Here is a 15,534-nt window from a genome sequence, read left to right on the forward strand (position 1 = left end):
TGTTGTATATTTCAAAGCTTCTACTTCATGGTGTTTCGCCATTTGAGGTGGAGTGTAAATTTCATATTAATCAGTCAGATGAACAGAAAGAGGTTGGGGAAATGCAACTTAGAAGAGTAAGGATCGCAGGAACAGGGAAGTACCTGCCTGAACAGGAAGTCACCGATGAGGAACTGGATCGCCGCTTGGACGTGCCTACGGGCTGGGTTAGCAAAGCTACAGGCGTAGGTGTACGTCATTATGCTTCGGGTGAAGAAACCTCCTCTTTCATGGGCGCACGGGCTGCGGAAGCTGCACTGGCGGATGCAGGATTACAATTTAGTGATATCGACTGTCTGGTGTGTACCAGTGGCACGAAGGAACAACCGTTGCCAAGTACGGCGGTATTTATCCAGCAGGCCATGGGACAGCAAGATTCGGGCGTACCTGCCTTTGATATGGATGCAACCTGCCTAAGTTTCCTGAACGGACTGGATGTGATTTCCTATATGGTAGATGCTGGACGTTACCAGCGAGTACTGCTCGTAGCCACTGAGATTGCCTCAGCCGGACTGAATTGGTCTGATAAAGAGAGTGCGGCCCTGTTCGGAGATGGAGCGGCCGCTGTTATTATTGAGCGTTCGCCTGAAGGGTCATCCTCACAGATCGTCCATGCTTCCCTTCAAACCTACAGCCGAGGTGCTCGCTTCTCGGAGATTGCAGGTGGAGGTACACGGATGCATGCTTCGAATTATAAGGCAGATCAGCCTGAACCCTACCTTTTTCATATGGATGGACAGGCGATCTTCCGCATGGCTTCTAGACTTTTGCCTGGATTCATTGGTGATATGCTGCAGGCGACCGGGGATAGAATGGAGGATTTCCAATTGGTCATTCCCCATCAGGGAAGTGCCATGGCGATGAGACTGATCCGTAAGAAGCTTGGCATTGCTGAAGATCGGTTTATGGACATCACACGAAATCACGGCAATACGATTGCGGCATCGATCCCGATGGGTCTGCATGAAGCGATTAGACAACAGCGTATTCAGCGTGGAGATCGGGTGTTGATGATTGGCACGGCTGCCGGATTATCATTGGGAGGACTCATTTTTGACTACTAGATCTGGGGAAACCAGACATCGTACAGCTGCTTCTCTCCGTGTGTTGCTTACAGGCGGAAGGGCTCCCGTAACGCTCGATCTGGCACGCATGCTTCATCGGGCAGGCCATCGGGTCTATGTCGCGGAGAGTGCCGTACGGCATCTGACCAGATTATCTCGTGCAGTGGAACAGTGCGCTGTGGTCCCGTCGCCACGTCATGACACACGTGCGTATCTGGCAGAGCTGGAACGGTTGGCACAGGATTGGCAGATCGACCTGTTGATTCCGATGTGTGAAGAAGTCTTTTATGTTGCCCAAGGGGCAGACAGATTGCGTGCATATTGCCGTGTTCTGGTTACAACTCTGGAGCAGCTGCATGAGCTGCACCATAAATATGATTTTATCCAGCTTGCAGGGTCACTCGGTCTTTCGGTTCCGGATACACACCTGATCCACAGTCGGCAGGAATGGATGGAAGCTCAGTCTGTTCTGGGAAAAGTAGGAGATTGGGTATGGAAACCGGTGTATTCCCGCTTTGCAGCCAAAGTTCGCATGCCAACACTCATGAACGATGAGGCTAGGGCAGGGACGGATCAGGAAGGAAACGTAAGTGAAAAGAAACGTCGACATTTCCGTAACGACCCTCCGGACGAGGTAGCACTATCATCTATTTCACCTTGGGTTGCACAGGCCTACATTCCTGGTCAGATGTTATGTACATACAGCATAGCGCATGAAGGGCAACTGGTTGCACATGCCACTTACGACAGTCGCTATCGTACAGGAAGCGTGGGAGCCAGTGTTTTTTTTGAACAGGTGGAACATGAAGGTGCCCTTGCGTGGGTTAGACAATTTCTTGAGGCAACGGGTTTTAGTGGACAGATTGGGTTTGATTTTATAGAAGGTCAGGACAGGCGAGTGTACGCGATTGAGTGTAATCCGAGGGCAACGAGTGGGATTCATCTGTTTCACCCCGGAGATGACTTGGTGCGTGCACTAACTGAACCGGAGACGTTGGTAAAAGAAAGAAAAATGATCACGCCCGCACGGGGCAGCAAAGCCATGCTCATGCTCCCCATGCTGGGAAGCGGAGTACAGCAGATCTTTGGCAAAGGGAAATTCCGTGCATGGATAGCTGCGTGGCGTGGAACCAGGGATGTGGTCTATGTAGGGCAGGATATCCAGCCTGTATTTGAACAATTCGGAGTGGTGCTAGCTGCATGGCGTCTGGCAAGATCACAGAAGTGCTCGCTGACTGAAGCTTTGACTCATGACATAGAATGGAACGGTGAACAACAATGAATAGAGCATTGGTTACAGGAGCTACGGGATGTCTGGGCAGGCATCTCGCGATACGACTTGCTAAAGAGGGGTGGGAAGTCACTGGCATGGGCCGACAGCCAAAGATTGGTGCAGAACTTGAGTTGGCAGGAATCCGATTCTTGAGTGGAGATATACGGGATCAGGCAACAGTAAACGAAGCGTGTGCGGGGCAGGATATGGTCTTTCACTGTGCAGCTTTATCATCGCCATGGGGCAGATATCGTGACTTTTATAGCAGTAATGTAGAAGGCACACAAAACTTCATTGATGGCTGCCTGCATAATGAGGTGCAGCGATTCATACATGTCTCAACTCCGAGTATATATTTTAATTACAATCCGCGATATAACGTACATGAGAATGATCCGTTGCCATCCAAACCAGCCAATCATTATGCAGCCACGAAGCTTCTCGCTGAGCAGGTTGTAATGGAGGGGCATGCGAAGGGACTTCCATCGATCATGATTCGACCGCGAGCCATTTTTGGTCCGTATGATCAGACGTTATTTCCCAGAATTGTCGCAGCAAACGCAAAATCGGGCGTGCCGATGATCGGTGGTGGACAGGCGTTAATCGATCTGACATGTGTGGATAATGTGGTGGATGCCTTGTTGTTGTGCCGCGATGTCGATGCAGAAGCACTCGGCAGAGCTTACAATATCTCCAATGGCGATCCGAGAGCGTTCAGTGAGTTGGTGAGCAGCCTGTTTGGCATGCTGGATATGCCCTTGCGTCGTCGAAACATTCCTTATCGGATGGCATATGGTGTGGCAGCGTTGCTAGAGCGAGTTCATGGCTATATTCCTGCGTTGGGTGAACCTGCATTAACACGGTATACAGTCGGCTCCTTATCCATCCCACAGACGTTGGATATTACGGATGCACGGGAGCAATTGGGATACATCCCTCGGGTGTCCATTGAAGAGGGATTGCAACAATTTGCAGACTGGTGGAGGGCTGAATCATGCTGACAACAACTCCGGTGAAACTATATTTGGGTGCGGCGGGTTACTGTACACATCCAGAGTTTCTGACGCTGCGTGGTGGTCGATTGAGTCCAGTACATTTCCCGGCAGGATTTGCCTGCATCATTCATCCCGTACATGGACCGATCCTGTTGGATACGGGATATAGTTCCCGCTTTTTTGAGGAAACGGCTCATTTGCCTAATGCAATGTATCGTCATATTACACCAGTGGTCTATCGTGAAGAGGATAGTGCCGTTCATTTTTTGGCTCGAATTGGACTGAAAGCTTCGGATATTCGGTATATCATCCTCTCTCATTTTCACGGCGATCATATCGCGGGTGTACGAGATTTCCCGGAGGCACAATTCATCTATCTGCCAAGAGCCTATGATGCTGTGCGCTCACTTGGTCCGATTGCGGCTGTAAAAGCAGGTTTTCTTGCGGGGCTGTTGCCCGAGGATTTTATAGTCAGATCATTGCCAGTTACGTGTGAGCCTGAGCGATGGACGAGAATAGAGGAAGGATTCCCTTTTGATGAGGTCTACGACATCTTTGGTGATGGCAGTCTGCTGGGGGTGGATGTATCCGGTCATGCGGAAGGCATGATGGGACTCCTGCTGCATACAGAAGAACATGACTATTTTCTCTGCGCGGACGCGGTATGGTCAAGTCGGGCTTTTCGGGAACAGCGCAGACCGAATATTCTTGCTGGAATCATCATGTCGAATCGACAGGAATACAATCGTAACTTTGACAAGCTGGTTCAGCTGCATCAGCAGTTTCCCCACATTCAGATTGTGCCGAGTCATTGCCGAGAGGTATTGGACGCTTGGGGTACAGGAGGGCTGAAACGATGAGTAATACCTTTCGTATTGTGGTTCATTATGCACTCGCACGTGGGCTGCGAACATGGAAAACACGAGAACAACTTGAGCGCTGGCAAGAGCGCCGGATTATTCGGCATGTTCATCAGATCCGTGCCCGATCTCCGTTTTACCGGAAGTGGTGGGGTGGCGTGGACGCAACCGACTGGAGAAGCTTTCCGTTGATTGACAAATCAACCATGATGGAACATTTTGATACACTGAACACGGTGGGTATTACCAAGGACAAAGCGCTGGCTCTTGCAGGTGAAAGTGAAGAAACACGTGATTTCAAACCTTCCATTCAAGGCGTGACGGTTGGACTGTCTTCGGGCACGTCAGGGAACCGGGGGATATTTCTGGTGAGTGATCGGGAGCAGGATGCGTGGACGGGTACGGTGCTGGCCAAGTTGCTGCCTGGTGGACTGTGGAAACCTGCGAAGATTGCGTTTTTCCTGCGGGCCAACAGTAATCTGTATGAATCGGTGCAACGTGGCAAATTGCAGTTTCAGTACTTTGATCTGCTGGAACGTGTGGAGACCTTGGTTAAGCGGCTGGAAACCTACCAACCTACCGTGTGGGTGGCTCCTCCATCCATGCTGCGTCTGTTGGCGGATGCGTATGTGGTAGGATATCTGACTGCTGTACCGGATAAAATCATCTCTGTTGCCGAGGTGCTGGACCCCCTGGATCGCAAGGTGTTGGAGCGGGTCTTCGGACAGACCGTTCATCAAGTCTATCAGTGCACAGAAGGGTTCCTGGGTGCAACCTGTCGTTATGGCACACTGCATTTGAATGAAGATATCGTGCATATTGAAAAAGAGTTCATTGATCCCGCCACCCGACGGTTCGTGCCCATTATTACGGACTTCTCCAGAACATCACAGCCGATCATCCGATATCGGTTGAATGATATTCTGACCGAGGCGGCGCTGCCATGTGCCTGTGGTTCCCCGTTTACTGCCATTGAGCGGATTGAAGGCCGCTGTGATGACACGCTTTATTTTTCAAACATGCATACGGGTGAGGCGGTACCGGTCTTTCCGGATTTCGTTACCCGTTCGGTCATTGCGGCTTCGCCGGATATTGAACATTATCGTGTGGTGCAGCAAGGGGACGGAACAATGGAGGTATCCCTTCGACTTGGCGGGAACGCAGTGATGGCTCAGGTTGAGACCAATGTACTGCTGGAACTGATGAAGCTGGGAGAGCGGCTTGAATGCACCTTACCTGAGATCAGATTTGTACCGTATACGTTTGAACCGGGACTTACGAAGCTGCGCAGGGTGGAGAGACGGCATAATGGAGTGGCGGATTAAGCAGCAGGGGCCGTGCGGTATAGGTAGGAACGGGAAGTAAGTAATTTACCGAGGAAAGAAGGACACACCGTGACAGTAGAGGAAAACTTAACAGAAGCCGGACAGGGACGGATTAATGCAGGTTCTGATGTAGTGAAAAAGACGAAGGAAGGAACTAACGCTCCGGTGGCCTTAATTACGGGTACCTCCAGTGGTTTTGGTATGCTTACCGCGATCACCCTTGCCAAGCAGGGATACCTTGTTGTTGCTACAATGCGTGATCTGAGTCGAAGAGAAGAATTGGTGAAACTGGCTGAACAGGCGGGGTTAGCTGATCGTTTGCAATATGTGCAACTGGACGTGACCGATGCTGAATCGGTGCAGAAAGCTGTGGGGAGCGCACTTCACAACAATGGCCGAATCGACATGCTGGTGAACAATGCAGGATTTGCGGTGGGCGGGTTCATTGAGGAAGTATCGATGGAGGATTGGCGGCGACAAATGGAAACGAATCTATTTGGATTAATCGCTGTGACACGGGCGGTTCTGCCTGTGATGCGTGTACAGAAGCAGGGGTTAATTGTTAATTTGTCCAGTGTCAGTGGTTTGTCCGGTTTTCCAGGGTATGCGCCCTATGCTGCCTCCAAATTCGCTGTGGAAGGATTTACGGAAAGTTTGCGGCATGAGATGTCTTCGTTTGGTGTTCGGGTGGTATTAGTTGAGCCTGGCTCTTATCGCACACCGATCTGGAATAAAGGTTTGGGTGAGATTCACCGGAGCGAGGACTCTCCGTATAAGCATAAGCTGGACGCGGTTCTTCGTTATTCCAAACATGCGAGCGAGACGGCACCTGATCCACAGGAGGTAGCCGATCTGATTGGCCGAATTGCACGGATGCGTGCACCAAGACTTCGATATGCTTTGGGAAAAGGTTCGCGTGTGCTCATCATAGGTAAAGTACTGCTACCCTGGAAGTGGCTGGAGTGGATCATCGCCCGTGGATTAAAATAGAGATAAGGTACGAGTCACGATTGCGTAATTTCCGAAAAGGAGAGATTAGCCATTTTCGAATTTATCGTCATTATTTTACTTCTTGCGATTGTGGGTCTGCTCTTTCATATCAATAGCAAGCTGCCAGCGCGTGACCGGGTGAAGGAAGCAATGGAACGGGATCGGAATCAGAAACATAATCAGGATGCTCCAAATTAAAACGCGGAGGTTACCAATGAAAATGGCATTCGTTTTGTTTGATGGACTGACTTTCCTTGATTTTGCAGGATTTTATGATGTGATCAATCGGTTGAATTTCTTTGAACCTACCAAAGGAACGACGTGGGAAACCTGTGCAATGACAGACCAGGTCACGGATGAGTCTGGTCTAACATTGAAGGTGGATCGAGTGAAGCCTGACCTATCGGAATATGATCTCGTGTTTATCCCCGGAGGCATGGGAACGCGCAAGCTTCGATATGACGAGACCTTTGTAGGTTGGCTGAAACAGGCTGAGTCTGTGCCTTTGAAGGTTTCGGTGTGCACAGGCTCTCTGCTGCTGGGTGCAGCTGGTTTCTTATCCGGCAAAAAAGCAACAACACATCCCCGTGCATATAATTTGCTTGAGCCGTATGTCACCGAGGTGATTCAGAAGCGGATTGTAAAAGATGGGAATGTCATTACGGCTGGTGGAGTAGCCACGTCCATTGATCTGGGGATTTATGTTGTTGGGTTGCTTGCAGGACAGGAAGCGGCAGCGAATGTAAAACTTCAGATCGATTATCCTTATGAAATGCAGGGAGTGGTCGAAGAATGAACGCAGATCGAAAGCAAGAGACATATATCATTCGCAATATTCAGCGGGATGAAGCAGACATCTACTGGCTTTTGCGACTGGAAGCACTGAAAACACATCCTGAAGCCTTCGGGGCTTCGTTTGAGTTGTCCATTCAGATCCCCATGAATGAAGTACAGGAACGCATACATAATGAGCCCGATGATTATATTCTGGGAGCATACACAGAAGAAGGAACTTTGGCGGGAATGATGGGTTTCAAAAGGGAACACGGCCTAAAGCTCAGGCACAAAGGTATGATCTGGGGCGTCTATGTAGCTCCGCCATATCGGGGGAGTGGGCTGGCTTCGCGTTTGCTCCGCGAGGTGCTGGATCGGGGAAGACATCTGGAGGGCATCAAGCAGATTAATCTGAGTGTAGTGACAACAAATAAATCAGCCAGACGTTTATACGAGCGATATGGATTTGAAGTCTACGGCATCGAGAGTAACGCATTGGAAGTCAACGGTCAGGGATATGATGAGGCGCATATGAATTACTTTTATACGGAGCATTCAACATTGAATGAAGATACCAGCACAGGAGGAGTCCGATGACAGATCAAGTTGAACTTGAGATCGATGGTGTTTCCTTTGTTTTAAAAGAGTCTCATTCTTTCGATTGGTTACAGCCCTTGGGTAGGGTTTTTCGCGTATTCGATCAGCAGGATTCAGGGAATCTCTCTTTTGGTATTGTGCGAAAGGATGGAAAGCGATTGTTCGTTAAATATGCGGGAGCACATACAATTCATGCGAATCATACGGGAAGTCCCCCGGAAGCCATTCGTAATCTGAAATCATCTGTTTCCGTTTACGAAGATTTGGCGCATGACACGTTGATTCGACTAACGGATCATTTTGCAACGGATGAGGGCTATGCCTGTGTATTCGATTGGGTAGATGGGGAGTGTCTGCATTCCCACTGGTATTTTCCGCCTCCGGCCAAATATGAAGATCCGCGTTCGCCCTACTATCGGTTCAGACAACTCCCAGTGCAGACACGTATTCAGGCAATGGAGCAGATTCTGGATTTTCATATCGAGGTGGAACGAAGAGGCTATGTGGCTGTAGATCTGTATGATGGCAGTCTGATCTATGATTTTGACAGAAACTTTATGAAAATTTGTGATATCGACTTGTATCGGAAGGGCTCTTTTACCAATACCATGGGGCGCATGTGGGGATCTTCCCGCTTTATGTCACCTGAGGAATTTGAGTTAGGTGCACCCATAGATGCGGTTACCAATGTATTCAACATGGGGGCAATGGCGTTTGGGTTGCTTGGTGGGGAGAAAGATCGTTCCTATGACAGATGGGATGCCGGAGAAGCATTGTATCAGGTTGTGATACGTGCAGTGAGCGATGATCGGTCCGAGCGGTACGCATCGATTGCGGAACTTGGTGAGGCCTGGAAACAAGCTGCGATTAAAGGTCAATGAGTGAGTGGTGGAATTTTCGCAAATATGCAAAATCCATTCGTAAGTGTGTGTGAAATCCCGTATAATGGAAATTATTAAGGGGGTGCAGACGATGTGTAGATATGCCATGTCAGGACCATATAAAGACATCTATGCATGTTTCATTTGTTTGGAGCAGCAAGAAGCTGGTAAAGGCAGTGTAGGCAAACGATTATTGCAAAGGTTAACTTCTTAGTTGTCTATGGAAATGTTGAAAATACAGGTGAGCACGTTGTATACAATCAATGAGCAGCAGCGTCTCATAAGCATTAACGAGCCGGGTGGTGGGCAGGCTCCAGCCATTTTTATCGGCATGACTTCTGCTGGTTCACTGATCTATTATCATGAGCAGTTACCGCCGGATCTAATGGATGAGTTGGGGAAGGATTGCGAGCTTCCGTTGGATATTCCGAAACTGATTCGCAAGGTGGAAACCTTTGAGCCAGTTAACCGTGTGTGGATGGGACCCGCCTATGCTTTTCCTGAGATATCTTACAAGTGGAATCAGAAGGTTCAGTTGATTGGTCAGGAGCAGCGTTATTTGCTGGCAGAGCATTTCCCTGAATTAACAGACTACTTGTATGAAAAAAGCCCTGTTGCCGCTTATGTTATTGGGGATTCTGCTGTGGCAGTGTGCTGCTCCGCAAGACTCTCCGATCATGGGGCGGAAGCGAGTCTGTATACGGCACCCGGTTATAGAGGACATGGATATGCAGCGGAGACGGTAAAGTGCTGGCAGTATTATGTCAAGGAGCGTGGACGCATGCCAATCTACAGTACATCTTGGGATAATCTCGCTTCACAGCAAGTTGCCCGTAAACTCGGATTAATTCAGTTCGGTGTGGATTTCAGTATCACAACTGTGGATTTGAGGAAGGACTGTGATGTCTAATGATCCGCACTTTCGTACAAAAGGATCTGCAGTATGTCATTGAAGCGCATATCCGAATTTATCGAAACGAGTATAATTATGATCATAGCTTTGCTGAATTTATCACCAACTCGGTGAATTCGTTTGGACTTAAAGGCAATCATTCGAGGGAGATGTTATGGATTGTTGAGTTAGATCAGACAGCTTCCGGCTCCATAGGACTTACTCAGGTGAATGAAAATACGGCTCAACTTCGCTGGTTTTTGATCGAACCGGAAGCACGTGGTGCAGGATGGGGCGGGGAGCTTATCAAACAGGCAGTTCTTTTTGCAAAAGAAAAGGACTACACATCTGTGATCCTGTGGACCAATGAGTCTTTGATCGGCGCGCGTAGATTATATCAATCTGTGGGCTTTGAAGTGAAGGAAGTCCGCAAGCAGATGTTGTCAGGTCAGGAGCTTACCGAAGAACAATGGGAACTTGTTCTGTAGTTAACTCGTTGTTGAAAGGAGTGGTACAGTGAATCAGAGAAGACTGATTCTGGGTTTGTTATCCGTATGCACAGCATTGACGGTAGCAGCATGTTCGATTCGGACAGAAGACCAAGCATTAACAGCATCGATTGAAAGCAACCTGCAGCAGATGGTTAGCGACCCTGTCCTCCTGACCAGCAGCAATCCGAATGATTATATTGCTGGTAACCGGGAGGCTTACGACGACATCTTGAATACGGGTGAGGAAGGATTGCATCTGCTGCTACAGCAGCTCGAATCCAGTCCGGATAATGGTCTTAAGGAATGGATCATGGCTCAGGCAAGTACTGAACTGCTTGGAGAGCTTAACCCTGTAGAGGCGTGGCATAGTGGCAAGGACTGGCTCAGACAGTATAAAATGAGCGTAGAATAATGGCTCATCATCCATCGTGTGTGATGAGCCGGAAGTACAAACCTCACCTCCAGTCAGCATGAGCAGCATTGAGAGGTTCTTGGAACCCGAAAGAATACATTATAGAGGTGAAATCCTTGACTAAGAAAATTGCTTTTTTTGATTCAGGCATCGGTGGTTTAACCGTTTTGCATAAGGCATTACAACAGTTTCCGGAAGAACAATTTCTGTATTATGCGGATACTTTGCATGTCCCTTATGGAACCAAATCTGCGGATGAGGTTAGAGGACATATTTTTGATTGTGTGGAAGCCATCGTTCAGGAGGATGTTCAAGCAATAGTGATTGCTTGTAATACAGCAACAAGTCTGGCTGTGAAGGATCTGCGCGCCAAGTACGATATCCCGATCATTGGCATGGAGCCTGCGGTGAAACCAGCCGTGGAGATGAATCGTGATAGTGGAAAGAGAGTGCTTGTATTTGCCACGGCCCTCACCTTGAGCCAAACCAAGTATAACGAACTGGTATCGCGTGTTGATGATCACCACAGTGTGGATTCCATTGCGCTGCCGGAACTTGTGGAGTGGTGTGAACAACTACATTTTGAACCGGACAAAATCGCTGATTATTTCAGGTTGAAGCTGGCAGATCTCGATCTTCATGGGTATGGCACAGTGGTGCTTGGTTGCACGCATTATCCATTCTATACGTCCATTCTGCGCACGGTTCTGCCCGATCATATACAGATTATTGATGGCAGTACAGGCACGGTGAACCATCTGAAGCAGCGGCTTGGACTGGTGGCTCAACATGGAGACAGAACAGGGAAAGAAGTCACTTTCCTCAGTTCATCAGGCCGACTGGAAGAGCAGGAGAAGATGTACAGTGCACTTCAATATCTTGAGATGAACTCCAAGTAAGTTACACCATAGGAGGTGATAGCTATGCAGTCGATTTATCTTATCCGTCACGCCAAGGCCACAGGGCAGGAACCCCATGCAGAGCTTACAGATGAAGGGATCAGGCAGGCTGAAAAACTTGCAGATATCTTGGCTCATCATTCCATAACGTATATTGTCTCCAGTCCATGGAAAAGGGCTGTTCAGACGGCTATGCCACTGGGCATAGCAACGCTGCAACATATACATACGGATGAACGTCTCCAGGAGAGGATACTTAGCTCTCTTGATCTGTCTAACTGGATGGATGTACTGAAACGTACATACGATGATGTGGATTGGGTGGAAGAAGGCGGGGAATCTTCGAGAAACGCGGCTGCAAGGGGGCTGGCACTACTGGAAGAGTTGTGGAGCAGACCGGAACAGCACGCGGCCGTGGTTACACATGGAAACTTGTTATCACTGCTTATTCGTGAGTATGAACCATCCTTTGGTTATGAAGAGTGGAGCAAACTGTCTAACCCGGATGTGTATGTGCTGGAGAGACAACGACCGGATGCAGGGCTGTCCACCATTCGAAGAATGTGGACAGATTAAACAGCAAAAGAGTGCTCCAGCGATATTATATCAGCCAGAACACTCTTTTCGTTTATCCACGGGGCAAGTTTACAATGCGGCAATCATGATCATAACCCATCCAGCCAAAAATGCGACTCCGCCAAGTGGGGTAACGGCTCCCAATTTGCGAACACCCGTCACACTTAAAACGTACAGGCTGCCAGAGAACAGGATAATCCCGGCGAACATCAGCCATCCGGCAAGCATGACGAGTGAAGAGGATTCAAGACGGTCTGCCAGCAGTCCGATCAGGATGATGCCAAGTCCGTGGATGAGGTGATATTGAACACCGGTTTCATAGATTTTGATCATGTCAGCGGATAGTTTGCGCTTGAGCGCGTGTGCGCCAAAAGCACCCAATGCAACAGCCAGGAACATCATAATACTGCCGAGTATAATCAGGGTTTGCAATGTGTTTTTCTCTCCTTTTAAGGGTAATTAGATATAACATCAAAGTGTACTGCACGAGTGTTGTCTACAGTTTGCGCAATTGAATCTGCCCAATGGAGTGATCGGCTTCCTTTTTCAGAATCAGTCTGGCACGTCCTTTGGTTGGCAAAATGTTTTCATGCAGGTTTTTGGCATTGATATCTTGCCAGATCTGGTTGGCCGTACGTACGGTTTCTTCTTCATCGATATTGGCGAATCGTTGATGGAAAAAGGAATCTGTGTTCTGGAACGCTGTATTGCGGAGTAGCTTAAAACGCTCAACGTACCAGTGTCGTATATGCTCTTCTTCCGCATCAATGTAGATGGAAAAATCGAAGAAATCACTAACCAGCAAAGGCGTTTCCTTTTTGATCTGAAGTACATTGATACCTTCAATAATGAGAATATCCGGTTGACAGATCTGCTTCTCTTCTCCTTGAATGACATCGTAGGCGAGGTGAGAGTAGACGGGTGCTTTCACTTCGGGTTTGCCAGATTTCACATCACCCATGAACTGAATCAGGGATTTGATATCATAACTTTCCGGGAATCCCTTGCGGTTCATGATGCCCTTCTCTTGCAGCACCGCATTGGGATATAAGAAACCGTCGGTTGTGACAAGGTCAACCTTCGGGCTATTCTTACCTCTGGCGAGCAGTGCCTGTAGTAAGCGGGCCGCTGTACTTTTGCCCACGGCAACACTCCCCCCGATTCCAATGATGTAGGGAGTGGGGAGGGCTTCTTTTTTCATAAAGGAGGCCGTCAGTTGATTCAGCTCTCGTGAAACTCTTGCATATAGGTCAATAAAGTGGGTAAGAGGCAAATATATATCTTCGACTTCTTGAATCGATACCTCTTCATTCAATCCCTTTAACTGTTCTAATTCGGCTTCCGTCAGTGGAAGAGTGGTCTGATGTTCTTTAAGTTCAGCCCATTCCTTGCGGTTAAACTCGATGTAAGGAGAGTATAAATTCATGAGATCCCGCTTTCTGTATGTAATATAATTGTGGACACAACCTTTAGTGTATCAAATTTCAGGAAACTGACAACACCTTTACATTGTGCCTTTCATAATGCCTTTCGTCAAAATGGAGCGAAAAACAACTTACTAGGAAAGTTTAACCCAATTTATGTTAAAGTCAACGTATACCATGCGGAAGGGTGACAGCACATGATCGTATATGAGAGAGAGCATGATTTTGTTTTGACCGCACAGCATGAGCATGGATTAGTAGCCGGAGAGATGGCTTCCCACTGGAAAAATGAATTATTAGCCGATGCTGCGCATCGGGATGAATTGATTCTTGCGGCCAAGGAACATGACCGTGGTTGGATTGAACTGGATTCATCTCCGTTCTGGAATGATTACAGTCAATCGCCGTATTCGTTTCGTGACTTTCCATTGCGTCCGCGTTTTGTATTCTACCATAAAGGGATTGAAGAAGTTCGTCAGAAAAACCTCTACGCCGGATTATTGTGTAGCTTGATGTACACCGAGCTATTTCAGAAAAATCTGGGGGCCAATGCTCAGGATGATGATGACATCCGAGATTATCTGCAACAAGAACACGAACGTCAGCTGGATTGGGAGAAACAGCTTGGTGGTGATGCTGAAGCACTGAAACAGAGGCTGCAAAGCGATGTGGAGATTATGCTTTTCTGTGATCAGCTCAGTCTGTTTCTCTGTATGGAGGAACCTGGAACACCTGCTGCGCGTTATGATTTTTTTGCAGAAGGGCTCAGTTGTACATTTGATGCCTGTTCCAGACAACCGATTCAGGCAGAGTGGTTATCCAATGAAAAAGTAGGCCTGTCTTTTTTCCCGTTTGATGAGGACTTTACGATCGTTTTACCATATAAATCGGTACCAAAGGCAAGTATCCGCAAATTTGGTATGCAACAGGCTTATCGCCGGGCTGAATGGAAGGAACGCCGGGTGTTGATTACGGAATTGAACTGAGAACTGGAAACTCCAGGCTTGAGGAAATAGCAGCATAGAATATAACAAAACAGGCGGGCTTCTGATGTACAGGTGTACAGGGCGTCCGCCTTTCGTATGCATATATATCATCATAGACTATACTGTGAGACCGGTGAAAATACGAATGAATCAGAGTGGGAATAAAGAAGGAAAACACAGGTTATTCCCAGAAATGTTAGTGTACAACAGAGAAGCGCATGTTAGCAGGAGGACGAATATGGATACTAGAATAGAGATATTAACGATGTGTATGGTATGGGACAAAACGAATGATCAGGTGTTGTTAATGAATCGGCCGGACCGCAAAGGATTTCCGGGATACATCGCTCCTGGGGGGAAGGTAGATTTTCCGGAGAGTATCGTGGATGGTGCCGTGCGGGAGGTTCTGGAGGAGACGGGGCTAATAGTTAATGAGATTACGTATAAAGGGCTTGATGAGTTCTGTGATCCCGAACAAGGGTTGCGGTACATGGTATTTAACTATTTGGCGACTTCATTCGAGGGTCGGTTATTGCAAGATCCGCCCGAAGGCGAGCTGTTATGGGTGCCGATGAAGCGGGTTTTTGAGCTGCCTATGCAGGATTGGTTCGCTGAACGTTTCCCACGTTTTTTCCAAAAAGGCACTTTTGAGCGGAGTGTGATCTGGGAGAAGTCGTCCGGACGTACGTTGCAAGAAACATTTATGGTGTATAGCGATTCCGTACTTGAACAGAGTAGGACCCGATAAGTTAAACCGTCAGAAGGAGGAAAAATCATGGGATACCAGCATGCCCTGCAAGGATACATTGCGGCGACGCTTGATGGGGAATGGAAATTAATCCATGAGCATTTAAGCTTGGGTTAGGATATAAAATAATGCCTCATAATGTATCATCCATATCTATATATTTATATCCAAATATTATGATATAATGAAGTTTACTATTTTTATAGGAGATGACTAGTCTGTGGGTAATAGTGTGTGATTAATAGCTTGAGTAAACTAGTTTGTTGAAATGAAGAATGATATATTTGTAGATTTGCCATACATAGGCT

The 15,534-nt window shown here is 47.8% G+C and carries 18 protein-coding genes; 16 read left to right on the forward strand and 2 right to left on the reverse strand.

The window, feature by feature from the left end; genetic code table 11:
- Nucleotides 1-101 precede the first annotated feature (101 nt).
- The 14 genes from MHH25_RS08835 to MHH25_RS08900 all read left to right on the forward strand — a co-directional run bounded on the left by MHH25_RS08835 (nucleotide 102) and on the right by MHH25_RS08900 (nucleotide 12,068).
- Nucleotides 102-1,103, forward strand: a complete 1,002-nt coding sequence (locus MHH25_RS08835) for a beta-ketoacyl-ACP synthase III (protein ID WP_340019824.1) — start codon at nucleotides 102-104, stop codon at nucleotides 1,101-1,103.
- The gene (locus tag MHH25_RS08840) at nucleotides 1,093-2,385 is read left to right on the forward strand and encodes an ATP-grasp domain-containing protein (RefSeq protein WP_340019826.1); all 1,293 of its coding nucleotides are present in this window, start codon (nucleotides 1,093-1,095) and stop codon (nucleotides 2,383-2,385) included. The genes MHH25_RS08835 and MHH25_RS08840 overlap by 11 nt, the downstream gene beginning before the upstream one ends.
- The gene (locus MHH25_RS08845; protein ID WP_340019827.1) at nucleotides 2,382-3,377 is read left to right on the forward strand and encodes an NAD-dependent epimerase/dehydratase family protein; all 996 of its coding nucleotides are present in this window, start codon (nucleotides 2,382-2,384) and stop codon (nucleotides 3,375-3,377) included. The genes MHH25_RS08840 and MHH25_RS08845 overlap by 4 nt, the downstream gene beginning before the upstream one ends.
- Nucleotides 3,371-4,231, forward strand: a complete 861-nt coding sequence (locus MHH25_RS08850; protein WP_340019829.1) for an MBL fold metallo-hydrolase — start codon at nucleotides 3,371-3,373, stop codon at nucleotides 4,229-4,231. Before MHH25_RS08845 ends, MHH25_RS08850 begins: the two co-directional genes overlap by 7 nt.
- Nucleotides 4,228-5,556 (forward strand): F390 synthetase-related protein, encoded by a 1,329-nt coding sequence (locus tag MHH25_RS08855; protein WP_076327074.1) that lies wholly within the window; start codon nucleotides 4,228-4,230, stop codon nucleotides 5,554-5,556. Before MHH25_RS08850 ends, MHH25_RS08855 begins: the two co-directional genes overlap by 4 nt.
- Before the next feature lie 69 nt (nucleotides 5,557-5,625).
- Entirely contained in the window at nucleotides 5,626-6,546 is a 921-nt protein-coding gene (locus MHH25_RS08860) for an SDR family oxidoreductase (protein WP_340019830.1), read from the forward strand.
- Between the two features lie 214 nt (nucleotides 6,547-6,760).
- Nucleotides 6,761-7,342 carry a DJ-1/PfpI family protein gene (locus MHH25_RS08865; RefSeq protein WP_076252496.1) on the forward strand — a complete coding sequence of 194 codons (582 nt, stop codon included), beginning with the start codon at nucleotides 6,761-6,763 and terminating at the stop codon, nucleotides 7,340-7,342.
- Nucleotides 7,339-7,917: a GNAT family N-acetyltransferase gene (locus MHH25_RS08870; RefSeq protein WP_340019831.1), complete on the forward strand. Its 579-nt coding sequence runs from the start codon at nucleotides 7,339-7,341 to the stop codon at nucleotides 7,915-7,917. Before MHH25_RS08865 ends, MHH25_RS08870 begins: the two co-directional genes overlap by 4 nt.
- A complete protein-coding gene (locus MHH25_RS08875) occupies nucleotides 7,914-8,798 on the forward strand; it encodes a serine/threonine-protein kinase (protein WP_340019832.1) in 885 nt (294 codons plus the stop codon). The genes MHH25_RS08870 and MHH25_RS08875 overlap by 4 nt, the downstream gene beginning before the upstream one ends.
- 250 nt (nucleotides 8,799-9,048) lie before the next feature.
- Nucleotides 9,049-9,708 (forward strand): GNAT family N-acetyltransferase, encoded by a 660-nt coding sequence (locus MHH25_RS08880; protein ID WP_340019833.1) that lies wholly within the window; start codon nucleotides 9,049-9,051, stop codon nucleotides 9,706-9,708.
- Entirely contained in the window at nucleotides 9,708-10,178 is a 471-nt protein-coding gene (locus MHH25_RS08885) for a GNAT family N-acetyltransferase (RefSeq protein WP_340019834.1), read from the forward strand. The genes MHH25_RS08880 and MHH25_RS08885 overlap by 1 nt, the downstream gene beginning before the upstream one ends.
- Nucleotides 10,179-10,206: 28 nt before the next feature.
- Nucleotides 10,207-10,593 carry a hypothetical protein gene (locus tag MHH25_RS08890; RefSeq protein WP_340019835.1) on the forward strand — a complete coding sequence of 129 codons (387 nt, stop codon included), beginning with the start codon at nucleotides 10,207-10,209 and terminating at the stop codon, nucleotides 10,591-10,593.
- A gap of 116 nt (nucleotides 10,594-10,709) precedes the next feature.
- Entirely contained in the window at nucleotides 10,710-11,492 is a 783-nt protein-coding gene (gene murI / locus MHH25_RS08895; RefSeq protein WP_340019836.1) for a glutamate racemase, read from the forward strand.
- Between the two features lie 24 nt (nucleotides 11,493-11,516).
- On the forward strand, nucleotides 11,517-12,068 hold the full coding sequence (locus tag MHH25_RS08900; RefSeq protein WP_076252479.1) for a histidine phosphatase family protein: 552 nt from the start codon (nucleotides 11,517-11,519) through the stop codon (nucleotides 12,066-12,068).
- A gap of 69 nt (nucleotides 12,069-12,137) precedes the next feature.
- Here MHH25_RS08900 and MHH25_RS08905 read toward each other — a convergent pair whose 3' ends face one another.
- Complete coding sequence (locus MHH25_RS08905) at nucleotides 12,138-12,500, reverse strand: DUF423 domain-containing protein (protein ID WP_036610220.1); 363 nt, start codon at nucleotides 12,498-12,500, stop codon at nucleotides 12,138-12,140.
- Nucleotides 12,501-12,564: 64 nt separating this feature from the next.
- Nucleotides 12,565-13,494 carry a type I pantothenate kinase gene (coaA, locus tag MHH25_RS08910; protein WP_036610217.1) on the reverse strand — a complete coding sequence of 310 codons (930 nt, stop codon included), beginning with the start codon at nucleotides 13,492-13,494 and terminating at the stop codon, nucleotides 12,565-12,567.
- 195 nt (nucleotides 13,495-13,689) lie between these two features.
- Between coaA and MHH25_RS08915 the strand changes: the two genes are divergently transcribed.
- Both MHH25_RS08915 and MHH25_RS08920 read left to right on the forward strand, forming a co-directional pair.
- Entirely contained in the window at nucleotides 13,690-14,478 is a 789-nt protein-coding gene (locus MHH25_RS08915; protein ID WP_253506943.1) for a DUF3891 family protein, read from the forward strand.
- Between the two features lie 238 nt (nucleotides 14,479-14,716).
- Nucleotides 14,717-15,226, forward strand: a complete 510-nt coding sequence (locus tag MHH25_RS08920; protein ID WP_340019837.1) for an 8-oxo-dGTP diphosphatase — start codon at nucleotides 14,717-14,719, stop codon at nucleotides 15,224-15,226.
- Nucleotides 15,227-15,534: the final 308 nt, after the last annotated feature.

Source organism: Paenibacillus sp. FSL H3-0457, from assembly GCF_037981725.1.
GTDB lineage: Bacteria > Bacillota > Bacilli > Paenibacillales > Paenibacillaceae > Paenibacillus > Paenibacillus amylolyticus.